The 26,013-nt window shown below is 36.2% G+C and carries 27 protein-coding genes; 11 read left to right on the top strand and 16 right to left on the bottom strand.

The features are described 5' to 3' along the window. Together ACZ5XR_RS07735 and ACZ5XR_RS07730 are read right to left on the bottom strand one after the other, a co-directional pair. Entirely contained in the window at window positions 1-1,752 is a 1,752-nt protein-coding gene (locus ACZ5XR_RS07735; RefSeq protein ID WP_464501082.1) for an ABC transporter transmembrane domain-containing protein, read from the bottom strand. A 165-nt stretch (window positions 1,753-1,917) separates the two neighbouring features. Beyond that, entirely contained in the window at window positions 1,918-2,121 is a 204-nt protein-coding gene (locus ACZ5XR_RS07730; RefSeq protein ID WP_464501081.1) for a hypothetical protein, read from the bottom strand. A 125-nt stretch (window positions 2,122-2,246) separates the two neighbouring features. Here ACZ5XR_RS07730 and ACZ5XR_RS07725 point away from each other — a divergent pair, with 125 nt between their 5' ends. Beyond that, on the top strand, window positions 2,247-2,747 hold the full coding sequence (locus tag ACZ5XR_RS07725) for a hypothetical protein (RefSeq protein WP_464501080.1): 501 nt from the start codon (window positions 2,247-2,249) through the stop codon (window positions 2,745-2,747). A gap of 104 nt (window positions 2,748-2,851) precedes the next feature. Beyond that, complete coding sequence (locus tag ACZ5XR_RS07720; protein ID WP_464501079.1) at window positions 2,852-3,064, top strand: hypothetical protein; 213 nt, start codon at window positions 2,852-2,854, stop codon at window positions 3,062-3,064. A gap of 228 nt (window positions 3,065-3,292) precedes the next feature. Here the strand turns inward: ACZ5XR_RS07720 and ACZ5XR_RS07715 are convergent, their stop codons facing one another. Beyond that, window positions 3,293-4,183: an NAD-dependent epimerase/dehydratase family protein gene (locus ACZ5XR_RS07715; protein WP_464501078.1), complete on the bottom strand. Its 891-nt coding sequence runs from the start codon at window positions 4,181-4,183 to the stop codon at window positions 3,293-3,295. Window positions 4,184-4,237: 54 nt separating this feature from the next. Next, window positions 4,238-4,786 (bottom strand): N-acetyltransferase family protein, encoded by a 549-nt coding sequence (locus tag ACZ5XR_RS07710; protein WP_464501077.1) that lies wholly within the window; start codon window positions 4,784-4,786, stop codon window positions 4,238-4,240. Window positions 4,787-5,057: 271 nt separating this feature from the next. On the opposite strand from ACZ5XR_RS07710, the gene ACZ5XR_RS07705 reads away from it, so the two are divergent. Next, window positions 5,058-5,585, top strand: a complete 528-nt coding sequence (locus ACZ5XR_RS07705; RefSeq protein ID WP_464501076.1) for an isochorismatase family protein — start codon at window positions 5,058-5,060, stop codon at window positions 5,583-5,585. Window positions 5,586-5,651: 66 nt separating this feature from the next. Here the strand turns inward: ACZ5XR_RS07705 and ACZ5XR_RS07700 are convergent, their stop codons facing one another. Next, the gene (locus ACZ5XR_RS07700) at window positions 5,652-6,038 is read right to left on the bottom strand and encodes a DUF1259 domain-containing protein (RefSeq protein WP_464502257.1); all 387 of its coding nucleotides are present in this window, start codon (window positions 6,036-6,038) and stop codon (window positions 5,652-5,654) included. A 201-nt stretch (window positions 6,039-6,239) separates the two neighbouring features. Between ACZ5XR_RS07700 and ACZ5XR_RS07695 the strand changes: the two genes are divergently transcribed. The 3 genes from ACZ5XR_RS07695 to ACZ5XR_RS07685 all read left to right on the top strand — a co-directional run bounded on the left by ACZ5XR_RS07695 (window position 6,240) and on the right by ACZ5XR_RS07685 (window position 10,111). After that, window positions 6,240-7,595, top strand: a complete 1,356-nt coding sequence (locus tag ACZ5XR_RS07695; RefSeq protein ID WP_464501075.1) for a sigma-54 interaction domain-containing protein — start codon at window positions 6,240-6,242, stop codon at window positions 7,593-7,595. A gap of 97 nt (window positions 7,596-7,692) precedes the next feature. Then, the gene (gene speB / locus ACZ5XR_RS07690; RefSeq protein ID WP_464501074.1) at window positions 7,693-8,685 is read left to right on the top strand and encodes an agmatinase; all 993 of its coding nucleotides are present in this window, start codon (window positions 7,693-7,695) and stop codon (window positions 8,683-8,685) included. A 37-nt stretch (window positions 8,686-8,722) separates the two neighbouring features. Continuing rightward, window positions 8,723-10,111 (top strand): purine-cytosine permease family protein, encoded by a 1,389-nt coding sequence (locus ACZ5XR_RS07685; RefSeq protein WP_464501073.1) that lies wholly within the window; start codon window positions 8,723-8,725, stop codon window positions 10,109-10,111. A gap of 118 nt (window positions 10,112-10,229) precedes the next feature. Here the strand turns inward: ACZ5XR_RS07685 and ACZ5XR_RS07680 are convergent, their stop codons facing one another. After that, window positions 10,230-10,589, bottom strand: a complete 360-nt coding sequence (locus tag ACZ5XR_RS07680) for an S-Ena type endospore appendage (protein ID WP_464501072.1) — start codon at window positions 10,587-10,589, stop codon at window positions 10,230-10,232. 27 nt (window positions 10,590-10,616) lie between these two features. Beyond that, entirely contained in the window at window positions 10,617-10,961 is a 345-nt protein-coding gene (locus ACZ5XR_RS07675; protein ID WP_464501071.1) for an S-Ena type endospore appendage, read from the bottom strand. A 214-nt stretch (window positions 10,962-11,175) separates the two neighbouring features. Here ACZ5XR_RS07675 and ACZ5XR_RS07670 point away from each other — a divergent pair, with 214 nt between their 5' ends. Together ACZ5XR_RS07670 and ACZ5XR_RS07665 are read left to right on the top strand one after the other, a co-directional pair. Beyond that, window positions 11,176-12,018 (top strand): CotY/CotZ family spore coat protein, encoded by an 843-nt coding sequence (locus ACZ5XR_RS07670; RefSeq protein WP_464501070.1) that lies wholly within the window; start codon window positions 11,176-11,178, stop codon window positions 12,016-12,018. A gap of 331 nt (window positions 12,019-12,349) precedes the next feature. Further along, complete coding sequence (locus tag ACZ5XR_RS07665) at window positions 12,350-12,601, top strand: hypothetical protein (RefSeq protein ID WP_464501069.1); 252 nt, start codon at window positions 12,350-12,352, stop codon at window positions 12,599-12,601. Between the two features lie 46 nt (window positions 12,602-12,647). Here the strand turns inward: ACZ5XR_RS07665 and ACZ5XR_RS07660 are convergent, their stop codons facing one another. From ACZ5XR_RS07660 to hsdR, 5 genes are all read right to left on the bottom strand, one after another. Beyond that, complete coding sequence (locus ACZ5XR_RS07660) at window positions 12,648-14,150, bottom strand: malate:quinone oxidoreductase (RefSeq protein WP_464501068.1); 1,503 nt, start codon at window positions 14,148-14,150, stop codon at window positions 12,648-12,650. Window positions 14,151-14,657: 507 nt separating this feature from the next. Then, a complete protein-coding gene (locus ACZ5XR_RS07655) occupies window positions 14,658-14,870 on the bottom strand; it encodes a YneF family protein (RefSeq protein WP_464502256.1) in 213 nt (70 codons plus the stop codon). 511 nt (window positions 14,871-15,381) lie between these two features. Next, the gene (locus tag ACZ5XR_RS07650) at window positions 15,382-17,091 is read right to left on the bottom strand and encodes a restriction endonuclease subunit S (RefSeq protein ID WP_464501067.1); all 1,710 of its coding nucleotides are present in this window, start codon (window positions 17,089-17,091) and stop codon (window positions 15,382-15,384) included. A 2-nt stretch (window positions 17,092-17,093) separates the two neighbouring features. After that, window positions 17,094-18,557 (bottom strand): class I SAM-dependent DNA methyltransferase, encoded by a 1,464-nt coding sequence (locus tag ACZ5XR_RS07645; protein WP_464501066.1) that lies wholly within the window; start codon window positions 18,555-18,557, stop codon window positions 17,094-17,096. Between the two features lie 117 nt (window positions 18,558-18,674). Next, the gene (hsdR, locus tag ACZ5XR_RS07640; RefSeq protein WP_464501065.1) at window positions 18,675-20,960 is read right to left on the bottom strand and encodes an EcoAI/FtnUII family type I restriction enzme subunit R; all 2,286 of its coding nucleotides are present in this window, start codon (window positions 20,958-20,960) and stop codon (window positions 18,675-18,677) included. A 365-nt stretch (window positions 20,961-21,325) separates the two neighbouring features. Here hsdR and ACZ5XR_RS07635 point away from each other — a divergent pair, with 365 nt between their 5' ends. Next, window positions 21,326-21,760, top strand: a complete 435-nt coding sequence (locus tag ACZ5XR_RS07635) for a DUF4231 domain-containing protein (RefSeq protein ID WP_464501064.1) — start codon at window positions 21,326-21,328, stop codon at window positions 21,758-21,760. A gap of 2 nt (window positions 21,761-21,762) precedes the next feature. Continuing rightward, window positions 21,763-22,164 (top strand): TIR domain-containing protein, encoded by a 402-nt coding sequence (locus ACZ5XR_RS07630; RefSeq protein WP_464501063.1) that lies wholly within the window; start codon window positions 21,763-21,765, stop codon window positions 22,162-22,164. Between the two features lie 7 nt (window positions 22,165-22,171). Here ACZ5XR_RS07630 and ACZ5XR_RS07625 read toward each other — a convergent pair whose 3' ends face one another. The 4 genes from ACZ5XR_RS07625 to ACZ5XR_RS07610 form a co-directional block, all read right to left on the bottom strand. After that, window positions 22,172-22,366, bottom strand: a complete 195-nt coding sequence (locus tag ACZ5XR_RS07625) for a hypothetical protein (protein ID WP_464501062.1) — start codon at window positions 22,364-22,366, stop codon at window positions 22,172-22,174. Window positions 22,367-22,690: 324 nt separating this feature from the next. Then, on the bottom strand, window positions 22,691-22,909 hold the full coding sequence (locus tag ACZ5XR_RS07620) for a recombinase family protein (protein ID WP_464501061.1): 219 nt from the start codon (window positions 22,907-22,909) through the stop codon (window positions 22,691-22,693). Window positions 22,910-23,528: 619 nt separating this feature from the next. Further along, window positions 23,529-24,344 carry a replication/maintenance protein RepL gene (locus tag ACZ5XR_RS07615; RefSeq protein ID WP_464501060.1) on the bottom strand — a complete coding sequence of 272 codons (816 nt, stop codon included), beginning with the start codon at window positions 24,342-24,344 and terminating at the stop codon, window positions 23,529-23,531. 236 nt (window positions 24,345-24,580) lie between these two features. Then, window positions 24,581-24,961 carry a hypothetical protein gene (locus ACZ5XR_RS07610; protein WP_464501059.1) on the bottom strand — a complete coding sequence of 127 codons (381 nt, stop codon included), beginning with the start codon at window positions 24,959-24,961 and terminating at the stop codon, window positions 24,581-24,583. Window positions 24,962-25,363: 402 nt separating this feature from the next. On the opposite strand from ACZ5XR_RS07610, the gene ACZ5XR_RS07605 reads away from it, so the two are divergent. Beyond that, complete coding sequence (locus tag ACZ5XR_RS07605) at window positions 25,364-25,921, top strand: recombinase family protein (protein WP_464501058.1); 558 nt, start codon at window positions 25,364-25,366, stop codon at window positions 25,919-25,921. Window positions 25,922-26,013: the final 92 nt, after the last annotated feature.

The following is a 26,013-nucleotide window of genomic DNA, read 5'->3' as shown; positions in this document are numbered from 1 at the left end:
TTAGTGACCTCCATGCTCGACCAGCTCCTCAAGCTGCTGGCGTAAATACATTTCCTTATACCATCCGCCTTTGACCATTAATTCCTCGTGGGTCCCTCTTTCGATGATTCTTCCCTCATCCAATACAAGAATTAAATTGGCATGTTGAATGGCACTTAATCGATGTGACGTGATGATAGTGGTTTTCTCTTCGCGATTTTGCCTTAAGGCTGTCAGAATTGCTTCTTCTGTCTTGGCATCAACGGCTGACAACGAATCATCAAGAACTAAGATCTCCGGTTCCATCATTAAGGCACGGGCTATGGAAATTCTTTGTTTCTGTCCGCCCGATAAAGAGACACCTCGTTCCCCCACCACGGTCTGGTACCCATCGGTAAACTGGAGAATATCCTCATGAATATTCGCTAATTTTGCGGCCTGCTCAATATCTGCCAGTTCCTTTTCCGGATTGGTGAAGGCAATATTTTCGGCCACGGTTGCTGAAAACAAGAAATGATCCTGCGGGACGTAGCCAATCGCTTCTCGCAGTTTCTTCATTTGATAGTCTTGAATGGATTTCCCCCCAAACTGGATTTTTCCCTGTTCGATTTCAAATTCACGGATTAACAGCTTTAACAGCGTTGTTTTTCCCGCCCCGGTTTTCCCGACAATTCCGAGCGTTTCTCCTCTTTTCAGCGTGAACGAAATCTCCTTCAATCTGGCCATTGATTCACCTGGATAGGCGAACTCACTGATATCAAAGCTCAAATCCCCGCTCGGCACCTGATTGAGTGCCTCCTCTCGGTCACGGATTTCCACCGGCTCCTTCAGCAGCGCGACAACCCGGTCGTGGGAAGCCCGGCCGCGTTCAACAATATTAAATAACCATCCGAAGGCCAGCATCGGCCAGATTAATAGACCTAAATACGTAGTAAACGAGATTAATTGCCCAATCGTTAATTCGTGGTTCAGCACGTATTTCGCTCCAAATACAATTGCCAGGAAAAATGAGATGCTGATAATAATCGAAATCGTCGGATCATATAAGGAATCAATTTTGGCCACGACAATGTTCTTTTGGACCACATCCTCGGACTGCTTTCGGAAATCCTCGATATCTTCATGTTCCTGCCCAAATGTTTTAATCACTTTAATACCGGTGATGCTTTCCTGAGTTTTATCATTTAAAGAGGAAAAGGCTTCTTGCGCTTTATGAAAGGTGCGATGCAGCATCGTGCCGAACCAGCTGGTCAGCATTGCCATGAACGGCATGGGGATCAAACAGATCAACGTCAGCTTCCAGCTGATGGTAAACGCCATCGCAATGATGACCGATCCACCTGTGGAGAGTGAATCGACGAGAGTTAATACCCCTGTCCCGGCTGTTTCCTGAACCGCCTGCAGGTCATTGGTCGCGTGGGCCATTAAGTCGCCAATTCGCCGTTTTTGATAAAAAGCCGGCGACAGATTGGTGAAGTGTTCGTATAATCGATTTCGCAATATTTTACTAAGCTTCCTGGAGGAACCAAAAATCATGATTCTCCAATAATACCGGAGCACATACATCGCAAGTCCAACCGCAGCCAGTACGATTGTCCATTGAACAATCATCCCTTTTGTCAACGTTCCGTTTTTGATCTGATCCGCGACAATGCCGATCACTTTCGGCGGAACCAGCTGAAGCAGGGCCACAAATAATAGGATCACGACCCCAAATATGTAGGCTCTCTTCTCCTGTTTAAAGAACCATCCTAAATCCAAAAACACCTTCATGATAATTCCCCCAAAATCTCTATCTAACTGTTTAAGTTTTAATTTTAACAAATTTTTTGAAAATATTAAAGATTGCGTTAACACAAAAAACACCCACAAATGTGAGTGCTTCTATAATTAGTTCGCTTTTTTCAAGCTTTCCTTCTTTCTTATAATAATTGTGTGTTAAACCTCCCTGTCGATTTTCAAAATAAAAAGCTGTCTAAAAAATGCACCAACACATATTGAACAGCCTATTACTCCAATGATCGATACAGCTCTAACAAAAAGGAATGGAGAAAAAATGACTTGTAAAGTACCTAATAGGATTAAAATCCCGAACAAAACACATCCAACAATTAACTCCTGTTTCAACTTTTTTCCTTTCATTACCTCACTCCCCCTAAAAAAGCAGTTCCATACATAAATATTATTTTAATGGTTATACTTACCAAGCAAGGGTAAGGTTTTTGGAATACTCCACCTCACCTTTTAGAAAAAAGGAGTTGTGTTTTGTGAAGAAATCCAGATTCTTATTGATCCTGATAATGATTCTTCCCTGGTTTTCCCTTCCACTTCTGGGACGAAGGACATTATACCGGTTTCTCCCATCATCAATATTTATTTGCATCGTGGTAAAAATAACGAACATAATGGCCAAAAAACGAAAATGGTGGCTATTTTATTCCAGTATTCATCCCAAAGTTCCTGGAGATATTCCTTTTATTATTGGTCCTTTTTTTATCGGAACTCTTTGGATTTTAAAAATGACTTTTGGCAGGTTTCCTTTATATATACTGGCAAACTTAATTGTCCATTTTTTATTTGCCTTTCCAGGAATGAAACTTATAAAACGTTTAGATATTTCATCTTTAATAAAAATGAGTCCCATCCAATTAGTAGTCCTACTTGAATTGAGAGCATTTCTTTTATATGGTATTCAATTTGGATTAGAGAAAATGAAGCCATTCTCTTCTAAAAAGAAATTCCGTAAGGCTAGGAAATTATTTTCCTAGCCTTTTTTCCAATTCTTAATACGATCACCATTGATTATAGGCCTTTTATCTATTCATCTAACAAGAAGTTGAATAATAAAATGACAAAAAGGTGGTGATTAACGGTGATTGGACCGTTCATTCTGATCGTGATTGGCATCATATTTTTTATTTTAGGATTTTTCTTTTGGGACACGTATGATTTTTTTGATGCTGCTCCACTTTCCTGGATTATTGGCTTATTAATGATTGCATTTGGTATCATATCTTTCTTTAATCATGACATCTTTAATGTCGTTTTTCATAATTTCTCTGGATTACTGCATTATAAGGGCTAAGTTCGGCGTTAATCCGAAAGGGATTTCGTTTATACAACCAAAAAGGATCGCTACAGCGGTCCCCTCCTCAAGTCTTGTACCTCCAGTTACAACCTTCCGTGAAGGAATTCTACAAAGTTTCATGTGTATTCTACAAAATGGCTCCAATAAACAATTTCTTAACAAAAAAAAGCCACGAATGATCCATTGGGCAAAACCAAACGGACTACCGTAGCCATCATTTTATCCTTATTCACTTTTGGATTGTGCTGCAATTTCCTCTATTAACGCAGGCAGCCAATCGTTCAAATGGGTAAAGGAATAACCAGCCTTTACCGCTTTTGAAGTATCCATTGTCCAGGAAACCGGTATACCGAACGGGGACATATGATTCCGATCTGTCTCCGATTGGACATTAGCTTTCTTTCCGACATTCCGTTCAATTAGGCTTACTAAATGGGCCAATGTGTATTCACCGTCAGAGCAGGCATTAACAGGCCCCTCAATTTCGGATTGTCCCACGAAATAAAGAAATGAAGCAGCTTCATCTGAATTTATGAAGGAAATTTCAGCTTCAGGATTAGGTATTCCTAGCGGCAATCCTTGTTGAATATGTTCAACGTGAAAATGGAGTCGGCGGGTGTAATCATCAGGCCCTAACACAATCGGAAAACGAATCGCTGCTACTGGAAATTTAGCCTTTTGAAAAAAGACCGCTTCGACAAGACGCTTGCCTTCCGCATAGTCAAATTGGGTTGGGAAAGGATCGGGAATCTTGTATGTATTTGTGTCAACCTCCTCTTCCTTTTTGGAAGGCCCGCCGAAATCATAAACACTTAACGATGACGTAACAATATATTTACCCGTGCGTCCAGTAAATAGTTTAACAGCATCCTCCGCCTCTGCCGGGCCAAAACAGATATTATCGTAAACAAGATCATATTTATTGGAACCTAGAACTTTTTCAAGAGCTTGAGGGTCCGTACGATCAGCTTTTAGATGTGTAACGGCATCTCCAAAGGCATCAGGTGTATTTCCTCTCGTTACAATCGTGACGTCCGCTTTTTCCTGAATAAATCGTTCCACTAGCTTTTTTCCAAAAAAACGTGTACCACCCAAAATGAGCACTTTCTTCAACATAAACACTTCCCCTCCAAATACCTTAAAGATTATTAAAATATATTTCCATCATTATTATTCCTTAAATCTCCCCATCATATAAGTATTATAGTAGTTTCCGTCTGAAAGAATTCTATCTTTTTTCATTAAGCCTTCTATTTCAAAACCGAGTCTTTGATACATTTCAATCGCTTTTTCATTTGTTTCCAGAACACCATATAGGACAATTTTTGTAATGCCGCTCTCGTCAGCCCAGGCAATGGTTTCTTTCATGAGATTTTTTCCAATTCCATATCCCCAGAAATCTTTCAAAACCCCTAAACCGAATTCCACTTTATGAGCGAATCGTTTCAATTCATAGCCTTGACATCTTGAATAACCAACCAATCTCCCATCCACTTCGGCAACTAAAAATAGATTTCTTGTATGGTTCGTATCCGTTTCAATTATTTTTTCAAAACCTGCTTGGTCTATGAACGCTTCTCCCTTTTCTCTGTCCATATTTTCGGTTTCTCCATCAATCTGTAATCTCAATTCTGACAATTCTTTTGCATCACTTTTAATCGCAGATCTAATTGTGTAGTTTAATTCCTTAACATTGAAATCTTGATGGTTGGTAATCATGAGCAGCACTCCATCCTTAAGTATAACTTTCTAAAATTTGCATAAAATAATTTACAAATATCTATTGGGTGATTATATGTTTAGTTGGATTTATGACAACATCATCAATACCACTTATACAATTGGAGCTATCATAAGTATTTTGGGCTTATCTTTTTTGATTTTTCTTTCTATATGTATTAAATCACAAAAATGAAAAAACAAAAATTCTTTGCAATATTTAAACAGCACCTGTTATATTTAAAAAGAAACTAACAGGAAGTGTTTATAGGTGAAACAGGCTCTCATAATCGTTGATATGCAAGAGATTTTTTTCAATTATCCAGAAAACTATTTATATTTGAAAGAACAATTAGTTAGTAATATTAACAAGCTAATTAAGCAGGCACATGAAAAAAATATACAAGTTATCTTTATCCAACATACTGATCAAAACGAACAGGATGAACTTTTTGAAGGAAAAAATGACTGGAAACTACATAAAAATTTATTGGTATCCTCTACCGATAAAATTATCAAAAAATCCAAATGGGATTCATTCTATCAAACTGAACTCTTAGATTACTTAAGAACCAATGAAATAGAACAGCTTATATTTGCAGGTGCACAAACTGAGTTTTGTCTCGATACTACCATCAGAGCTGCCTATAGTTTAGGGTATCAAAAAAATCTACTTTTCAAAGAGACGCATAGCACATTAAATGGTGCGATTTTAGATGCAAATGATATTATTAAACATCATGAGTCTATTTGGAATAATAGATTCCTCACTGTGATCAATGGTGAACCAAACCTATAATAATTTAAGGACGGTTATCTACCGTCCTTTTTTTAAAACTCTTTCTAGCTTTAACTCTTCCATCCTTTAGCCCCTTAAAGCTCTTCTGACTTTCCTTGCAAAAGATATTGGATCATCTACAGCTTCGATATTGACGTAAATTAAATTCGGATTATCATGAAGCCACTCATTGTGTATCGATGAGACGATTATTCCTTGTTTAAGAATGGAATCCACAAAATGATCGACTTCTTTTTGCAAGAGTGCAACTCTGCCTAAGCATAATGCTCGTCCAGTTTGACTATCTCTTGATTCAAATGAGAATGAAGAGGTTACTCTGAACCGTTTTCCTAAAATGAGTGCTTGAATTTCAGTACGATTGATTGTTGCGACGCATTTCCCTCCGGCAAATCCCTCTTGTCCTCCGATAATTCTAGCAAACTCTTGACAAATTAATTCATCATTAGACACCAGTTATTCAACTCCTTCCTAGTATTTTTAGGATATGAATAAAAGAGTAGATTCGAAACGGACAAGTATCTATTTTTCAAATAATAATGAAAAAGCTATCGATAACTAAGTACTAAAATCCTATTATTTTGAAATTATTCCAAATATATTGAATTATTAGTCATTATTGAATATGATTAATCAAAAATGACTAGGGTGATGGAAATGAATATAAACAAGAATGATTCCCTTCTCATCAAGCATATTTTAGAGCATTCTTTTGATGAAATCTTTGTTGCCGATGCTTCTGGAATGGTGTTATATACGAGCCAATCTACCGAAACAGTATTTGGAATTCCATGTGAGCAAATTCTTCATCACAATATTTTTGAACTTGAAAAACGAGGTATTTTTTCACCCTCGGTCATTGCAAACGTGTTAAGAACCAATCAGATCGATACACTCATTCAAGAAACGCAACACAATAGAAAACTAATTATCTCTGGCTACCCCATTCATGATGAATCTGGAAATTTAGTAGGAGCCATGAGTGTCGCCAGAGATATGACAGAATTTGAGTATTTGAAAAAAGAAAATGAACAGGTGGCAAAAGCCTTACAGATTTATCAAGAGGAAATTGAAAAATTACAGAATCAACCCCTTATGAGAGATAGAAAAATGGAAAAGGTATTTGAGATTATTTCAAAAGTAGCAAACATTAATGTCACCGTTTTGCTAGAAGGTGAATCAGGGGTAGGTAAAAACCATATTGCCCATGCGATGCATCATATGTCTGAAAGAAAAGATGCTCCATTCATTGAAGTAAACTGTGGGGCTATACCAGAGTCATTATTTGAGTCTGAACTTTTTGGATATGAGGAAGGAGCTTTTACAGGATCCAAAAAAGGCGGAAAAAAGGGATATTTCGAAACCGCAGGTGAAGGAACCCTTTTTCTGGACGAAATTGGTGAACTCCCCATGAACCTTCAAGTGAAATTATTGTCCGTCTTACAAAACCACAGCTTCATGAGAATAGGCGGAACAAAAAAAATTGAGATGAAATGCAGAATCGTTTGTGCGACCAATCAACAATTAGAAAAGATGATTCAAGAAAAGAAATTTAGAGAAGACCTTTACTACCGCATCAATGTCATTAAGATTGAAATTCCGCCGCTTCGAGAACGAAAAGAAGAAATCATTCCGTTAGTTTATGAGATTACCGAACAAGTCAACCAAAAATATAAACTTGAAAAGTATTTTACACCCACGATGGCAGCATGGCTAAGCCAGCAAAGCTGGCCAGGAAATGTCAGAGAATTACGGAACTATATTGAAAAAAAGATGATCACCACTAGCGGGAACGAAATAAACCTTGAGCTGGGAGAAGAGGAACTAAAAATGGATTCCTTTGCTGATTCAGAAAAGGAAATACCGCTAAATGATTATTTAGAAGTATTGGAAAAGGATTATATTGTTCGAATGTATCAAAAATATTCCAGCAGTATCAAACTGGCAGAAAAATTGGGAATCAGTCAATCCACGGCGAATCGCAAAATTCAAAAATATGTCATGCAACGCTAGTCATTTTTGACTACAAGATTGCGCAAAAGCCTTTTTTATGGGTTGGCATGAAAATTGCATCTTTTATAATTGAAGAATCTTAAAGGAGGTAATTTACATGACCAATCAAGATGAAAAACAATTTCTTAATTTGCCTTTTACCGGTATCTGTACGTTTGGAAAATACCCGGTTTGTCCTGATTTAGACCAACTGGATGCAAACGTAGCGGTCATTGGCGTACCCAATGATATGGGCACGCAGTGGAAATCTGGCGCAAGAATGGGTCCAAGAGGAATTCGTGAAGGCTCTACGCTTTATAGCTTTGGCCTAAATGGCGCCTACGATATTGAAAATGACATTATGTATTTGGGACCTAGATGGAAAGTTGTCGATTGCGGCGATGTGGATATGGTGCATGGGGATCTTTTGCAATGTCATGAAAACACCGAAGAAGCGATTCGAAAAATTGTGGAAAAAGGTGCCATGCCAGTCGTTTTAGGCGGGGATCACTCCATCTCCATACCAGTCGGAAAAGGATTAGAGGATTTAGGACCCTTCCATGTTATTCAAATCGATGCCCATTTAGACTGGGCAGATCATCGTTCTGGTCAACGGTATGGCCATGGAAGCAGTATCCGCCGTTTATCGGAAATGGATCATGTTCAGAAAATTTTCCAATTTGGCATTCGTGGAATCAGCAGCAGTACAAAGGAAGATGTTGATGCAGCGAGAGCGTATGGAAGTGTGATTTTATCACCAAGACAGATTCGGAAAATGGGAATCGACAATGTGTTAGAACTCATTCCTGAAGGAGAAAAGTATTATATTACTCTCGATATCGATGGTTTGGATCCATCCGTTGCACCTGGGACTGGGACACCTTCACCAGGCGGATTCATTTACGATGAAGTCAATGAATTGCTAGAAAGAATTGCGAAACGAGGAAACGTGATTGGCTTTGATTTGGTGGAAGTTGCTCCCCCCTATGATCCCGGTGGCATGACAGGTCAAGTAGGGGCACGCCTTGCTTTAGATTTACTCAGCTTTGTGTTAAAAGAAAAAGAGAAATCGGAAGACCGTAATTTGAATAAGGAAGAAATACATCTTTAAGTTCAGTCTCCAAAAATAATTTAGCGGAGGTATGTTAATGAAAATTGAAACGAGAAGTATTGATTTTATTCCTGCAAATGAACGTCATGGTAAAGCAAGAGGGTTATTTTCTGTCTGGTTTGCTGCCAATATGCATATCACCACACTTGTAACAGGAGCACTGTGCGTTACCTTTGGTTTAAATCTATTTTGGAGTGTAATGGCAATTATTGTAGGTAATTTAGTTGGTGCCATTTTTATGGCCTCCCATTCTGCCCAAGGACCAAAGCTTGGGATCCCGCAAATGATTCAAAGCCGGGCACAATTTGGAGTGATTGGTGCGGTCATTCCCCTCATTCTCGTTATCTTTATGTATTTAGGGTTCTTTGCCAGCAGTGGATTGTTAGGCGCTCAGGTTTTGAGCAGTACATTAAACCTAAATTTAACCTGGAGCATTATTATTCTAAATGTGATCACCTTCACCGTCACGATGATTGGCCATGACTTGATTCATAAAATCCAAAAATACTTAACATGGTTGTTTTTCCTTGTTTTTATCGTTGCGACAGTCATTGTTTTTCAATTGCCAGTTCCCGCTGGAAGCTGGTCCCCAGCACACTTTAACCTTGCGACCTTCCTGTTAAGTGTCAGTGTGGTCGCTACTTGGCAGATTTCTTATGCACCCTATGTTGCGGACTATTCACGGTATTTGCCGGTTGATACGAATTATTCAAAAACATTCTGGTATACGTATGCTGGGTCCGTCTTAGGAACGGTTTGGATGATGCTTTTGGGAGTTCTATTGACTACAGCCATTCCAAATTACTTGAGTGCTTCCGGTGCAAATCTCGCCCATCAGTTTGGTAGCTTCTCAATCATTATGTTTGCAACCATCCTCTTTGGACAGCTATCCATCAACTCATTTAATTTATATGGCGCCTTTATGTCCACTGTCACGACTGTAGAGCCTTTTTCAAAAGTGAAAGTTACCCCTAAAGTCAGAATGGCTTTTGTTGCCGTAATCGCAGCCATTGGCACTTTGTTATCTATTTTAGGACAAGGAAATTTCTTATCGCATTTTATCGACTTTATTTTATTCATCAGTTACTTCTTAATTCCTTGGACAGCCATTAACCTCATTGATTTTTACGTACTGCGCCACGGAGAATATAGTATTAAAGATATCTTTGATTTAAATGGCAAGTACGGGAAAATAAACAAGATTACTTCTATCTCTTATATCATTTCCGTCATCGCTGAAATTCCATTTATGAATACCTCTCTCTATGTCGGTCCCGGTGCCAAAGCAATGGGCGGTGCCGATGTTGCTTGGATTTTAGGAATCATCGTTCCATCCGTCCTCTATTATGTCATGATGAAAAGAAAATTGGAGGATCCAGCTCAAAACTCCATCCATTTTGAAGATAGTGAAACATCACAAATCTAGTTTATTAAAACTAAATTCTATGAAAAAGCAAAACAACCCAATTTTTGAATTATTTTTAAGATCCAAAAATTGGGTTTTTTACCCTATTATTCTTTTTTCTTTCTTTTTCGTCTTCTGTTTAACCGTATAAACGCTTAAATAACGTTATGCAAAATTTCCCGTGTGTGCCAGCAGGTACATTAACATTAAGAGAGGCAGGGTTATTTACTGATACCGAAATAGAGTTTCCTGGTGATATGCCATTTGCGCCACCAATTGGGACAGCAAAACCAGAAGTGTCAGTAACTGTTGCAGTGATCGGTTCGGTTCCCGCATTGAAAATTTCAAAGGTTCCTTGAAAATAATCATTCTCCGGCGTAGGAGCCTGCCACACAGGAAATTCAGAAAGAGGCCCCTGCAAATTTCCACAAATTTTTTCTTGAAACACGACTGCATTTGGGCAGCAGCAACAATTAGAGTTAGACCCAGATCCACACATTTAACATTTCCCCTTTTATAAGATTGTTTATTCGAATACTCGTTTGTATAACGTGATACACCATTTCCCATGAGTTCCTGGTACCGCACCAGGAAAATCGGTCGTTTGAATGATGAAATTAGTCGGATTATTCACTGATATAGACTGGGAAGTCCCTCGTGGAACGTTAAAAGGCGGGGTAGGAAGATTATTAACAGTGAATAAGACCGGCCCATTACCCGCATTAAAAACCTCAAAAGTACCTTGAATATAGTCATTCACACCAGGTGCTTGCCACACTATCTCATTAATATCCCTAAAATTCCCACAAATTTGCTCTTGTAAAATGACAGCATTTGGACAACAACAATCGTTTCCTTGAGACCCACACATTAATCCCACACCCTTTTTTATGATAGAATGATAGTTTGTCAATTATAATTAATGCAGCTTATATAAACTTGTATAGGATAATGGCCAAATTTTAAGTAAAAAGGCTCAATTTCCACGTGCCTAATTTTAAATGGGATAAACCCAAAATCCATACCTTATGAACAACAGAAGCATAAGGTATAAAAGCCGTGCTTGGAAAGGAGTTATAAAGTCAGTGAGTTGTAACCACCATTCAGCCAATTGCATTTGTCATACATTAAAAGGCATCGTCCTAGCACAATCCTCAAGAAAAAAGGATGATCACATTCTTTGTCATGATTTTCATTCACCATTGGAGGTGATAACCAATATTGATACAATTCCCATCATGCTTCTATGCAAAGGTACTTGTGATTTTTTTATTGGTTCAGGCGTTTTTCATGCTCACGAGGCTATTGAATGTTTTAAAACACCTGTATTTCGTGTATCAAAGGTCATTGAAGATGATCATGATCAATGCTGTGTCGAGCTGGAGCTCTTACAACCCCAGGGCAAAAACGGAGGAATCCCTTCCTGCCCCAATCATGATGTCTGCAGTTTCTTTTCAGACAAAAAAATCGAAAAATTCATAAGGACAGGTGTTTGTATCGTTGTTGATGTTGGATGCTTCTGCGGTATCGAATGTCTTCCACCAGTGAAGGCTCACTGTGAAACACCTGTTTCATGTCCACCTAAAACAACAACAACTCATCATAGAGAGGAAAAGATCATTAAAGAGGAAATTTGCGGTAACTTTGGTCCTGGAAAACAGATAGTTTGGGAAGCAATATCAGTAGATAACATCCATGGAACATTTCAAATTTTTAATTCTGTAAATAGCACTTCACCTGTAGAAGGTTTTGTTGATGGAAGTAACCCAGTCATCTTCCCGGCTGTCCCACCCGGTTCAACCCTTTCCAGGTCTACTACTTTTCCTAAATCTTTTACCATTGAAGCACCAACTGGATCGAGCGGAAAATATTGCATCATTTTTACGAAAATCATTTCAATGAATCAGCCTTGTAAGGATTGGGAGTAAATGAAGATAAAAAAACGCTTAAATAAGCTAAAAAGCTAATGGAGAAAATTTGGTTTTCCCCATTAGCTTTTTTATATGTAACTCTATATCAGAATCGTTACAATTGGAAGGTCCTTGTTTGTGCCCCGCCATAGGTATAAAGACTAAAGGTAAAAAGATGGATTTACTTTCCTTTTTCATATCTTAAAATACATATTATGATATTTAGTTTACAAGTTCATTACAGAGATGCGTCTCGGGAAAGTGCTTCCTAGTTTCGCTCCTCTATACTTTATACGAAGGAAAGGGTTACTAGCCCCTTCATCTATAGGACTAAAAAGGAGTAAAGAAAATGAAGATTGCTAAAATAGAAAGGGAAATTAGATTGAAGGAATTTACTGTTTGCTATACTTTTGATAATGAGATCATAACTGAAAAAGTGATCAAAGAATTTGATGTGAAAAAAGAAGACGTTGAACGAGCAATTATAGAAAGGATGGAACGTTACAAATTCTTTCATGTGGAAAATGAACAAGGAAATTTTATGATAAATTCATATTTAGTGCGTTATGTGCAGATTACAAATGAAAAGATTTTAGTCTAAGAAAATAAACACAGAACCTTCAATCCAAAGGTTCTGTGTTTTAGAATTAACTATTAACAATTTCTTTTTCGCTTAGGCCAAGTGTCTCTGCTGTTGATTGATAAATTTTTTGGAAAATCGCTGGGTTTTCCACTAATGACATGCCATAACTAGGGACCATTTCCATTAGTTTCGATTCCCACTCATCAAAATGTTGTCCGAAGCATTTTTCTAATACCTCAAGCATAACGTGTACGGCAGTAGATGCTCCCGGTGAAGCGCCTAGTAATGCAGCGACCGAGCCGTCAGCGGCTGTAATCACTTCTGTACCAAATTGAAGAGTGCCTTTACCGCCTGCCTCCGTATCTTTGATTACTTGCACGCGTTGGCCGGCTACTACGATATCCCAATCCTCGCTTTTAGCATTCGGAACAAATTCACGCAACTCTTCGATCCGTTGTTCTTTCGATAACATCACTTGTTGGATCAGGTATTTTGTCAATGGCATGTTTTTTGCACCTGCCGCTAACATCGTGAGGACATTATTCGGTTTTACCGAACCAATTAAATCCATATTTGAACCCGTTTTTAAGAACTTTGGTGAGAAGCCGGCAAACGGTCCAAACAGCAACGATTTTTTGTTGTCGATAAATCGTGTATCCAGATGCGGCACAGACATTGGAGGTGCACCAACCTTCGCTTTACCGTATACTTTGGCATGATGCTGCTCTACCACTTCCGGATTGTTACAAACCAAAAATAGTCCGCTTACTGGGAATCCTCCAATATGTTTTGACTCAGGAATACCCGTTTTTTGTAGTAAAGGTAGACTTCCGCCTCCTCCACCGATGAATACGAATTTTGCCGTATGGGTTTCAATTTTACCACTTTTGATATCTTGCACCCTTACTTCCCATAAGCCTTCGCTATTGCGTTTAATATCCTCGACACTATGCTTATAATTAATTTCTACATCATTTCTCTCTAAGTGGTCAAACAACATGCGTGTTAACGCACCGAAATTGACATCCGTTCCATATTCAACTTTTGTTGCCGCGATCGGTTCGTTCGATGTCCGTCCTTCCATGATAAGCGGAATCCATTCCTTCAGTTTTTCAGGATCATCCGAAAATTCCATCCCTTGAAAAAGAAGGTTTTCTGAAAGCGCTTTAAAACGTTTATTCAAAAACGATACATTTTTTTCCCCTTGAACAAAACTCATATGAGGTATTGGCGTAATAAAGTCCTGCGGATTACGAATTAAATTTCTATTTACTAAATAAGACCAAAACTGTCTTGATAGCTGAAACTGTTCATTTATTTTTACCGCTTTACTAATATCGATAGATCCGTCAGATTTTTCCGACGTATAATTTAATTCACACAATGCTGAATGGCCCGTACCCGCATTATTCCACTCGTTCGAGCTTTCTTCTCCAGCACTTGCTAGTTTTTCAAATACTTTAATCTCCCATTTCGGTGATAACTCTTTCAATAAAGACCCCAATGTCGCACTCATGATTCCAGCACCAATTAAGATAACGTCTGTTTTAGTTTTTGTGTTGATCATAATTACCAACCTTTTCCCCTATAATTTGCAAAAAAGATGCAGGCGCCACTCAAGGTTAAGGCAATGCCTAATCACACACCTTTTCTGTTTTAAAACCAAAGAGTATTTCATATATTTAATAGTTTTAATTATTACTATTACAATAATAATTATATGATAATTATAAGCTATTTAAAAGCAGGTAAAAAGTGAGAAGTCTTCCAAATGATCAAAAAAACAAAAAAAAATCAAAGTCTTCCCCAGCTTTTTGCAGGTAAAGCTTTGATTTAATAGGAAGATTAATCATTTAGCTTAGAATTTTTTAAAAGCAACCTTTGGTTAAACAAGAAAATATTTGAATTATTTCAAATAAAAAACCACCTTTCCTCAGAAAAGTGGTATTAGTTTTAAAAAGGAAGATTGAAGCAATTATTTCATAAATCAGAATTCAGTTTTTAGAAGGTTGCTCATTCTCAAAACATCTATAATTGCTCATAACCAATTGAAAAAAGGCTTAAATCTCCAATTTTATTTACCTTGTTGTTTGTTCATGGCGTTAAGCATTTGGTTGATCTTCTTCTGCGAAGGCTTCATACCCATTTGCATCATCATCATTTTTAACATTTGCTCATTGATTGGCGGATTTTTCTTTAAGTAAGTCATCATATACCTACGTGCAATGAAAAATCCTAGTGCTACACCAGCTCGTTTTTGCCAATTTATTACCAAATTTTCAATCACATTTTCTTTGAGAAAAGTTAACCATATTTTTGTACAGTTTGTCAAGGAGAGTTTACCCTGGTTAATAGATTCTGGTTAAACCTTCACCCTATTTTCGGGTTTAAAATTGGTGAAAAAAAGGTTGAAGTTTTCCGTATGAATTTTTGATTAATTTCAACCTGATTGTGGGAGTTGTACTGCTACTTCACAATCAAAAAATAGTTTTTTAAAAAATGTTAAATCCACGCCTCTACCTAGCACAAAAGACACCCTTTTCGAGAGCCTTGAGTATATACTTTTTTTAGTTATTCCTATCCACTCACTTGAGCATTAGTTAAGTAAGTACCTTCTATATTACTTACAAAATCGGTTATAGCCTTTATTGATGTTTCATTTTCAATTGACATATAATCCCTTCTCTTTTGAAATTTAAGATGATAATCTTTTTTATCTTTTCTTTAATTCTTGTAAACCGAAGAACGGGAACACCTGTCATTTTGGTTATTCCATTGGTACATAATACGATTTAATGTTAACTTAATACTGCTTCTTTAACTGTATAGGCTTCTTGTAATACAGCATTCATTAGTTTTTCACTTTCTTGCTTGGATTGTTCAATATTTTTCTCTAGTTCATCACAAAGTTCAATTAAATTATTCACTTTTTCAACTATACGTTTTTGTTCCTCTACAGGTGGAATTGGAACTATAGTAGTGCCTAGATTTTTCTGATTTATTGTATTTTGACCAGCCGTTGTTGTGATTTTGTTCGATAGTTGTTGTCGAATTAAATTGGAATTAAACATGTACCAAAAATAGTTCACATCAATTGATTCTGGTAGAATACCGAACATCAAATGGTCACAATATGCAACTGGAATGTCTTCTTGATATAAAACTGCTTTACCAACTAAATCAAAACTACCATTAACCCGAACGAATAATAACCCTTGGTTATCAACTTTATAAGTTTCAAATTCTTCTGATGTTAGCATTATTCTTCGACAGTTTCGTAAAGAAACTTTACTATCTTTAATATCAGCTAATCTTAATACAATCTGTTCTTCTCCTTTTGTTCCTTTACGCTTAGAAATACCATTTTTCACTGACAATACATCACTAAACCTTGCCCATTCCCATCCTTTAGGTAAATCAAACGGCTTCTCTTCATCTGTAATTTGTGGTAATGGTTTTTCTTTTTTTATTTTCTTATCTTCAATTAATTTTTCTTTTTCTTTTTTAATTTTTTCTAACAAAACACTCGCTGGTTCGTCAGTTGACACCTGTTTGGCTAACTTACCCTGTATAACCAGGCTCAGAAGGCTGTTACGTAACAATTCGATGTCCTTTATGGTATTGCAAAAATACTCCATATTTTTAACCACAAACTGTAGGTCTTCTTTTTGGGAAGGATTATTATTGTCCTGTATTCTTGTAAACACACTCTTATTCATAGCCGAAGAAATCCTTTCTTTTTGCTCAATCTCCTCCTTCAGACCATCACAGACCGCAAACAGTTCCTGAATTTTCTTCACTATTCGTAGTTGTTCTTTATATGGGGATAGCGGAAATATAGAATGAATGATTTTTGCCCTTGATATATTGGGCTGTGCTCCGCCAGCTCCCTGGTTTCTAAAGTCCTCCCTTTGAGAAAGAAGGTAATAGAAGAGGTATTGATTAAAGACACCTTCATATGGCGTGCATGCACAACAAGCCTGATTCGTAGTAGCTTCAATCTCTAAAATGCCGAGTTTCCCTATAGTGGCTCCATACATAGCGATAAGAACATCACCAGGCTTATTCAATCGGAGTGATACCTTTGATAAGGCTAATTCTGTTATCGTCTCTTCGGAAGAACCGATATATCCATCATTTAATTCCCCTGTTTTTAACCATGGTATTGTCCCGTTGTAAAATTCAGGATTACTTCTACTTGGTGTAGCACCTGCTCCCCAGTCTCCGATTCCCCCTAAACGCACCCATTTCCAATGCGCTGGTATCTCATAGGGATGCTCCTCTTGTGTAACAGGTGGCATAGGCTTTTCACGTCTTATCTTCTTCTCCTCAACAAGTAGTTTTTTCTCTTCCTCTATTTCTTGTAACAGCATAGTCACAGGCTCATCATTTGGGTCTAGTGTTACCAACTTCCCTTGAAAGGCAAATTGTAAAATGAGTTGCTTCAACTGCTCCACAGCGACTCCTGTTACAACTGCTTCATGAAGGTATTGTAATAAGGCTTCCATGCTTACACTCCTTTCACAATAGCAGATAATTCTTCAACAAGACGTTGCTTTGTAGCCCTAACTCGTTCCACAGATTCTTGATACTTCTTTAAAGCAACTGAAGGGTTTAACAACTGGACCTCTTCAGAATTAGGGTTCTTTATGTCCAAGTTATAATTTCGACCCTTAATCTCATCAATGGATACCTTCCACGCGTACCGATTTTCTTCTCTATAATTCCACCATGCACACTCTGCATCAAATTCTTCTAATTTAATCGGTTTTGTTTTTGTATAATTTTTATAGCCTTCCGGTAATTGATGTTCATAAAACCACACTTCTTTTGTCGGGTCAGTTTTATCAAAAAATAATAAATTTGTTGCGATTCCCGTATATGGGGCAAAGACACCTTTTGGCAAACGAACAATAGTGTGTAGATTAAATTCTTTAAGGAGTTTCTCTTTAATATTTCGCTTTACACCTTCTGTTCCGAACAGGAAACCATCTGGTAATACTACACCAGCTTTTCCGTTTTTTTTCAATCGTTCCATGATAAGAACCATAAATAAATCTGCTGTTTCTGAAGTTTGAAATTCCTTTTTAAAATTATTTTGAACAGATTTTTCTTCTACCCCACCAAATGGTGGATTCATTCCAATCTTATCTACTTTTTGGTCATCTGAAATATCACGAGTATCTATTTCTAATGAGTTATCACGTTTGATTTTAGGGGCATCTACACCATGTAAAATTAAATTTGTGACAGCCAATGAATTTGGCATTGGTTTTTTTTCAATACCAATTAATCCATTAAATACAGACTCCTCCCCACCTGTACGTTTATACTCTGGTTGTTTTTTCATATATTCAAGAGCACAAGTTAAAAATCCACCTGTACCACATGCAAAGTCAGCAAATGTTTCCCCTACTTTTGGGTCCAACATTTCAACAATAAACTCAGTAACCGCTCGTGGTGTGTAATATTCACCACTGTTTCCAGCAGACTGCAGGTCTCTTAAGATTGTTTCATAAACATCATTGAATGCGTGACGCTCTTCATATGACCCAAAATCAATTTTTTCAATTATATCTATTACTTGTCGAATTAAAGTGCCGTTCTTCATATAGTTATAAGCATCTTCAAAGACGTATTTGACTAAAGCTGAACGTTCTTCTGTATGTTCATCAATTTCCAGTTCTTTTAAAGTAGGAAATAATTTCTCGTTTATAAAGTCTACAAGTTCATCACCTGTAATGGCTTGTCCTGTCTCTTCATCTGCTTTCGCCCAATTACGCCATTTTAGTCCTTCTGGAATAATTGAAACATAATCATCTTCAAATACTTCCCATTCTTCTTCTTCTTTAGCATCATATATTTTAAGAAATAACATCCAAACTAATTGGGAAATACGCTGTGCATCTCCATCAACTCCTGGGTCTTGTCGCATTATATCTTGTATAGATTTAACAAAAGTTGTAATTGTCACTTTTACTGACCTCCTACTTAATAACAATATTCATAGTATATCATTATAATTTCCATACAAATATCCCAAAAAAAATTGGAACCCACGTTTTAAATCAACATGAGGTCCAACTGCAATTTAACTAATATCATACAGCTCTTTTTCAAGTTCCCTTATCGCTTTATTCCAACCAATTTTTCCGCCAAATGCTTGGATTAAATCTTTTGGCTTTCCTATTTCTTGGAATGGCTCAAGTCGAAGCACTTTGACATCATCAAGATTATAAACGCCTTCATTCATATATTTTATTAATAAGTTATCTAGGACTTTTTGTGCCACTTCTGAATATTTACCGAAGTAATTTCGTTTTTTAATGTTGTTTGCTCGTTCTTTTCTTGTCAACGGCTTCATGTCATAAGCAATATGACAAATCAAGTCAAAGTCATCTACTTCATTCAGACCTGTTTCTTCACGCAAAGCATCTAAAATAACGCCATGCTCCTTTAATTCTTCGATAATTGCTTCCTTACGTTCTTCCGAGTTCCAACGCCTTAAAAATTCATTTAAGTCAGCAAATTCTTCTTTTATATTGCGTTTTGAATAATCTATTAGAGATTCTGTAACTAATTTGCCGTCTTTATCATAGTATTGAACTCGCTCATGAATTAATAATACTTCAACATCGTTGACATAAACTTTCCTTTTTGGCGGATTCCCCTCTACACCGCCCCTAGGTTTTCCTCTACCACCTTTGTTACCACCTTCATCTGGTGGTATTGGGTCACCATCAAAATCTGGGTCAGCAAATTTACTAGACGCATCTCGGAAATCCAGCAGATTAAAATACAGCTTATCATGTTTTTCGTTAATTCTAGTTCCTCGACCTATAATTTGTTTAAACTCAATCATAGATTCAATTCGGGAATCAATAGCAATAACTTTACAAGTCTTTGCATCTACTCCAGTTGTAAGCAATTTTGATGTTGTTACAATTGTTGGATATTTACTATTAGGGTCTATGAAATTATCGAGTTGTGCTTTGCCTTCGTTATCATCACCTGTAACCCTCATAACATATCTGGAATCTTCTTTAACTAAATCACTATTTTCATTAACTAATGCTTGGCGCATACGTTCGGCATGTTCAATATCAATACAAAATACGATTGTTTTCATGAACCTGTCATGTTTTTTTAGAAAGTCTGATATAACTTTAGAAACTAACTCTGTACGTTGTTCTAAAACTAAATTGGTGTCAAAATCTTTAGTATTATAAATACGGTCTTCGATAATATATCCTTCTTTATCTAGTTGACCTTTCTTTGGTCTAAAGCCCATTAAATCTTTATCTAATCCATAACGATAAACTTTATATGGGGCAAGAAAACCATCCTCAATACCTTGCTTTAATGAATATGTGTAAACTGGCTCTCCAAAATATCCGATGTTCGAAACACTAGTTGTTTCTTTTGGTGTCGCCGTAAGTCCTACTTGTATAGCATCTGAGAAATATTCGATAATTTCTCTCCATTGGGAATCCTCTTTTGCTGACCCACGATGACACTCATCAATAACAATTAAATCAAAAAAGGATGGAGAAACATGTTTGTAAATTTTATCCGTTTCATCTGGTCCTGTTAATGCTTGATACAAGCCTAAATACACTTCATAGCTTGTATTTATTGTACGATTTTGTATTTTTGTCATTACTTTCTTGAAAGGTTTAAAATCTTGATTCATTGTTTGGTCAACTAAAATATTACGGTCTGCTAAAAAAAGAATACGTTTTGCTTTTCTCGCCTTCCATAATCGGTAAATGATTTGAAAAGCAGTAAATGTCTTACCCGTACCCGTTGCCATTACTAACAATATTCTGTTTTGCCCCTTAGCCACTGCTTTAATCGTTTCATTAACTGCGTTCATTTGATAATATCGGGGAGTTTTATCACCTAGCTGAAAATAATATGGTTCAGTCATTAATTCTTCTTCTTGATTATCAATTTTGTTATGTTGCTTAAACCGTTTCCATAGTTGGTCAGGACTCGGTAATTCGTTAAGACCTATTTGACGTTCTTGACCAGTTAAAAGGTCATGTTCAAGAAATCCATCACCGTTAGAAGAATAAACAAAAGGAACATTTAGCATTTCACCATAACCTATTGCCTGTTGAATGCCATGACCAATAGAATGGTTATTATCCTTTGCCTCGATTATTGCAATTGGTAGGTTGGCTTTGTAAAATAAAACATAATCCGCTCGTTTTTTAGTTCCTCTAGTTACAAGGCTCCCACGTACAATAATTCTTCCATCTGTAATTTGATACTCTTCACGAATTTGCCTATGTAAATCCCAGCCAGCGTTCACAATTGCTGGTGTAATAAATTTAGTGCATATATCCCGTTCTGTCATTTTAGATTTATCCATTCAAATATCACCTCCACAGACCTTCTAGCCATTTTATATTTATTTCAACTTTAACATACATATTAACCTTAGTATTGACAATAGCAGAAGTAAAATAGATGCTTTTTACAGTTTTTTCCTTATTACTTCATTATGTTTTTTACACTTCCAGTAATAAGCCATTTGACCCTAACCATCTATAAGTCATTTTCCTCATTTTACCTTAAATATCAATCTATATGAATACTTTTTAGAAAATCCTATCAAAACTAAGTTCTGTTAAGAAAAACTTTGTCCTTTATCGAAATTTGTTAGATAATAGAAATTGGTAGGAATATTGGATTAAGTAACTCTTCACTCATTTTGGGAGATGAGGTGAATTTCAATTGGACATTAGTGAAGAAGAATATTTTCAGGAAAGATTAGACGACCAAATCAACTGGTATGACAGCAAGAGTAGTCGTTCCCAAAAGTTATATAAACGTCTTAAAGGTATAGTTATAGTTCTATCAGCTTCTATTCCACTATTTGTAGGTTTTATCAAGGATTTTAAATTTTGGGAAACCGTCGTCAGTGCTATAGGAGTAATTATTGTAGTAATAGAAGGTTGGTTGGGTTTAACTAAGTACCATGAACATTGGATTGAATACAGAAGCATTTGTGAAACGTTAAGACATGAAAAATATATGTATTTAACTAGAACAGGTGTATATGACATTGAAAATCCATTTAAGGTACTTGTTGAGCGAATCGAAAGTATCATATCCAGAGAAAATGTAAATTGGGCTAGTCTAAATAATAATCAAAATGGAGGAGAATAAAAATGGCAAAAAAGGTCTTTGTTAGTTATCATTCTGCAGAAGAGGATACAAGACATAAAAATTTATTAGTAGCATGGTCTGCAAACGATAATGGTTATTTCGATATTAAATTTGATGACACTTCTGTTGGTGTGTCGATTAATTCAACAAATGCAACTTATATCAAAAGTGTAATCAAAGGGAAAATATCAGGAAGTACGGTATTTCTCTGCCTTATTGGGAAAAACACTCATAAAAGTGATTGGGTTAAATGGGAAATAGACAAAGCAATTGAATTAAAGAAAAAAATAGTTGCCGTAAAAATTCAAAAATCCTATACTTCACCTTCTAATATTCTGGGTATAGGTGCAAGTTGGGCACAAAGCTTTACTTATGACTCAATAAAAAATGCTCTAAACAGCTAAAATTTTATTACTCTACAGGTTCATAAGTTTTTTCAAATATGTCTGGTTTAACAGGGTATTTCTCTCCATTAATACCCTTTACTATCCAGTCACCTGGCGAGGCTATCATTGTACCTTCTAGTGTTTCAATTTCAACTTCTTCAAACACTTGATAAGCTTCAACGATAACAGGTTTCTTTACAAATTTTCTTGGAGAACACATTGACAAACACCTCTTTCCTTGATTTCTACTAGTGTGAAACGAAAAGGAGGAAGATGTTTTTATCTTTTCCCCTTCATTTTATTCAACGAGTTATTTCTTTGACCGTGACATTATTCTTTCAAAAGATAATATGTCACTTATCATGTTCAACCAATTCCATTATTTCACTCACATTTTGAGAAACAATGAGATTATTTTGAATTTGTCTCGATTAATGTTAATTCCATACATATAGTAAGTCTTTATTTTATCGGTACACCACTTCGGGCGACCTTTATAAACTCCACTCTCCTTGGCTAGAGCAAAGCCTTCTGCTTGTCTTTCCTAAATCGTATCCGTTTCAAACTCTATGATGCCGCTCAGAACTGTAATCATTAATTCTCCAATGGATGTAAACGTATCTGATTTTTCCTTACCCATGTTCAGAGCAATCAGATTCAAACAGCACGCATTTAACAGCTTGATTGTGCTAAGAGCTTCTTTGGTACTTCTAGCAAATCTCTCTAGCTTCGTAACAACAATTGTGTCACCAAATACACTCATAAGCAACTTCTTATACTGCTCTCCATATATGTAACAAGATATGCATTAGCAAGCAATATTGATTCTTCTTATGTATTTCCGCCCTATAGGGCTTTTAAATCGGTATACATTTTCCGCCTATGCAATTACCTATCAAATAACGTATCATATCTAATGCTTTATAATAATCTTCTCCCTCGGCTTATTGAGTTATCTTGTTCATGGCGAGGTTAGAAGATTGTACCGCTTTAGCGGAACACATTAGTTTAATTAGATTGCATTAGCAAGATGTATGCAATATGATTATTTCCATATTTTCCAATTTTCGATGAATATCTTATTTATGGATATTAAAGTAATGTTCTCCCCGCTTATAATAAATCTCTGATGGATAACATTAAAACCACTAATCCATCAATCGTTATTGCTTGGTGATGATGGAAAAGTGGTTTGTATGTATGTATGTATTAAGTTATATTTCATGAACAGCAAGTAACTAAGAATGAGTTATATTTAACAAAGAATAAGAACATTTTTTTCTCTAAAGATGCTCAATCCGTTGGGAGAGTAGGGATAAAGGCTGTTTTGGAAGGGTGCAAAAAAGACACCTAATTAACCAAAAAGGGTGCAAAAAGGACACCTATTTTTTGGGGGAGTATGGAGAGGAAGCAAACATAGCTTTCAATGTTTCATCAGGATAGCCTTTTTTACGATAAAAAACATATGGATTCAGTGTGATAAATGTATTCCTTCTGTCCTCTCGAACTGTTTCAACAACTATTTTACTTTTTCTTAATTTTGAAAGTAGTTCTACTACCTTTTTCTCTTCCATATCCACTTTTTCAGCAATACACTTTACATTTAGGAACTCAATTTTCTCAGGCTCAATCTCAAAAGGATTGTTACAAATCATGTTAGTTCTTAGATGAACATAAGGCAACAGTATATATAAGAATCCTAGTTCGTTAGCTTTAAGTGTCTCACATAGTTTCTTTAGAGTAGTACTGAATAGTTTAATTACCTTTTGGTCATGTGCCTGTCCTTTGAAATGATACTTAGGATTGATAAGATACTTACCATCAACAAACTCTAAGATACCATTATCCTCTAGAGCCTTGCATAATCGTTTGTTTACATCTTTTGATATACCTAATACATTATGTATTTCTACCTTCTTTGTTACTGCCTTTCCTTCCTTATCGTGTAGAAATCCTGTCTCTAAATCAATGAAACATTGCAAATGTAATAGATAGCCTAGATGAACATTTGATAAACTTGAAATTACTTCTGGTAGGCTTACCATATGGGCAAAAGTAAAGTATCGTGTATCCTTATTCTTTTCTAACTGCTTTTTGTATCCTTCTACTTGTGCCTTACTTGTTACAGTGTGTGTTAATGGATTTACTAATAATCTTAAATCTCCATTTTCATTCAAAACTTGTTCAATTGCTTCCATTTTACTAATCTCCTTTATATTTTAATTGTTGAATCTATATGAACATTGCCCTCTATTGCTAGAGGACAATGGAGTTTTAATATAGAATCCTTTCATATTCCTTGCATATGTCAGCATTCTCAGCCATTTCTCTGTCCAAAATTTCTCGTAAAACTTGAGACTTATTTAATCCTGATATAACCGCTATCAATGCAAGATATTTCAAGTGTGTTTCCTCTAAATAGAGACATGTAGCCTTAGTTTCCATAACCGATAACCTCCCTTTCAAATTGCGTTAATGCTTTTTTTATTTGTTCTCTTACTGTTTTAAGTGTCTCAACTTCATATCCACTAGAAGCTAGATTCCTAATTATTGAATCTAAACATTCAATCTCAATCACCTTGAAAATCCTTCCTTCATTCCGATAATGTGCAAAATGCCCACGAATAGCGGAATTGTAGCTTAAATCTTCTACTAGTTTGTTTAGATTTACATTTAAAGCAGTAGCAAAACTAGATAAGTCTAAATAATAGCCACGCTGAAAATGCTTAATCACTGACATCCTTTCCTTGCCTTTTACTAGTTCGATTCCATATTGTTCATATTTCAATGAAACTTCAATTTCTGTATTAAACATGTGATTACACCTCATTCCTTATTAATTTAAACGTGTGACGAAAGGTAGTGACCAGCTACCCTTCATCTAGCATTTGATAATGACTTAAAATGATTTGTATGGAGGAGTTTAGTAAAATGTAGAGATATGAGAATGGAAGAGTTCCTCACATCTCTGTATCTTAAACTTATTTCAGTAAGCAATATTATGCGGTCACCTTCATTGGCATATAACTATATTGCCTTACATGAATATATTTACGGATTGAGACTAACATTTTGTCACTTTAATACGTTGGAATGTTTTCGTTTTGGTTTCATAACTTAAAAGTATTGACACCGTTTTGTTGAAGTAGTAATATCAATGTATCATCAGGTGTCATAACTTAGTGTTATAAATACAATAAAAAAAGAGGTGTTTTGAATGAAATATGGCTACGCTAGAGTAAGCACATTAGCACAAGATTTAGAATCGCAGTTGCAAGCATTGGAGAATGAAGGATGTGAAAAAGTCTATTCTGAAAAATTTACTGGAACGAAAAAAGATAGACCCGAGTTTCAAGAATTGCTTTCAATCCTAAAAGATAGTGATACACTAGTTGTCACAAAGTTAGACCGCTTTGCACGTTCAGTAAGTGACGCAATACAGATTGTTAAAGGATTGTTTGAAAGAGGTGTGAAAGTCCACGTTCTGAATATGGGCTTAGTTGAAAATACACCAACAGGCAGACTGATATTCACGATTATGAGTGCATTTGCAGAGTTTGAGAGAGATATGATTGTGGAACGGACACAAGAAGGAAAAGCCATTGCTAAACAACGTGATGACTTTAGAGAAGGCAGACCAAACAAATTCAGTAAGAAACAAATTGAACATGCCTTGCAGTTACTTGAAAGCAACTCATACAAACAAGTCGAATCAATGACAGGCATTAGCAAAAGCACTTTAATAAGAGCAGCTAAACAAAGGAGTGTTTTATAACACTCTTTTTTCTTATAACAAGGATTATGGGATTAGGAGATTAATATTAGTTGTTCAAAATTAGTTTTTTAGGGTGGTAATCAGTGACCATC

This window comes from Neobacillus sp. Fa239 (genome assembly GCF_055395235.1).
The sequence above is the reverse complement of the archived record's forward strand: the minus strand, read 5'-3'. Positions and strand labels throughout refer to the sequence as shown.

What these genes read in the sequence shown, in the direction of transcription:
- ACZ5XR_RS07735 (WP_464501082.1), bottom strand. Translation starts at nt 1,752, where the DNA reads ATGAAGGTGTTTTTGGATTTAGGATGGTTCTTTAAACAGGAGAAGAGA.
- ACZ5XR_RS07730 (WP_464501081.1), bottom strand. Translation starts at nt 2,121, where the DNA reads ATGAAAGGAAAAAAGTTGAAACAGGAGTTAATTGTTGGATGTGTTTTG.
- ACZ5XR_RS07715 (WP_464501078.1), bottom strand. Translation starts at nt 4,183, where the DNA reads ATGTTGAAGAAAGTGCTCATTTTGGGTGGTACACGTTTTTTTGGAAAA.
- ACZ5XR_RS07710 (WP_464501077.1), bottom strand. Translation starts at nt 4,786, where the DNA reads ATGATTACCAACCATCAAGATTTCAATGTTAAGGAATTAAACTACACA.
- ACZ5XR_RS07695 (WP_464501075.1), top strand. Translation starts at nt 6,240, where the DNA reads ATGAATATAAACAAGAATGATTCCCTTCTCATCAAGCATATTTTAGAG.
- speB (WP_464501074.1), top strand. Translation starts at nt 7,693, where the DNA reads ATGACCAATCAAGATGAAAAACAATTTCTTAATTTGCCTTTTACCGGT.
- ACZ5XR_RS07685 (WP_464501073.1), top strand. Translation starts at nt 8,723, where the DNA reads ATGAAAATTGAAACGAGAAGTATTGATTTTATTCCTGCAAATGAACGT.
- ACZ5XR_RS07680 (WP_464501072.1), bottom strand. Translation starts at nt 10,589, where the DNA reads ATGTGTGGATCTGGGTCTAACTCTAATTGTTGCTGCTGCCCAAATGCA.
- ACZ5XR_RS07675 (WP_464501071.1), bottom strand. Translation starts at nt 10,961, where the DNA reads ATGTGTGGGTCTCAAGGAAACGATTGTTGTTGTCCAAATGCTGTCATT.
- ACZ5XR_RS07665 (WP_464501069.1), top strand. Translation starts at nt 12,350, where the DNA reads ATGAAGATTGCTAAAATAGAAAGGGAAATTAGATTGAAGGAATTTACT.
- ACZ5XR_RS07660 (WP_464501068.1), bottom strand. Translation starts at nt 14,150, where the DNA reads ATGATCAACACAAAAACTAAAACAGACGTTATCTTAATTGGTGCTGGA.
- ACZ5XR_RS07650 (WP_464501067.1), bottom strand. Translation starts at nt 17,091, where the DNA reads ATGGAAGCCTTATTACAATACCTTCATGAAGCAGTTGTAACAGGAGTC.
- hsdR (WP_464501065.1), bottom strand. Translation starts at nt 20,960, where the DNA reads ATGGATAAATCTAAAATGACAGAACGGGATATATGCACTAAATTTATT.
- ACZ5XR_RS07630 (WP_464501063.1), top strand. Translation starts at nt 21,763, where the DNA reads ATGGCAAAAAAGGTCTTTGTTAGTTATCATTCTGCAGAAGAGGATACA.
- ACZ5XR_RS07625 (WP_464501062.1), bottom strand. Translation starts at nt 22,366, where the DNA reads ATGTGTTCTCCAAGAAAATTTGTAAAGAAACCTGTTATCGTTGAAGCT.
- ACZ5XR_RS07620 (WP_464501061.1), bottom strand. Translation starts at nt 22,909, where the DNA reads ATGAGTGTATTTGGTGACACAATTGTTGTTACGAAGCTAGAGAGATTT.
- ACZ5XR_RS07615 (WP_464501060.1), bottom strand. Translation starts at nt 24,344, where the DNA reads ATGGAAGCAATTGAACAAGTTTTGAATGAAAATGGAGATTTAAGATTA.
- ACZ5XR_RS07610 (WP_464501059.1), bottom strand. Translation starts at nt 24,961, where the DNA reads ATGTTTAATACAGAAATTGAAGTTTCATTGAAATATGAACAATATGGA.
- ACZ5XR_RS07605 (WP_464501058.1), top strand. Translation starts at nt 25,364, where the DNA reads ATGAAATATGGCTACGCTAGAGTAAGCACATTAGCACAAGATTTAGAA.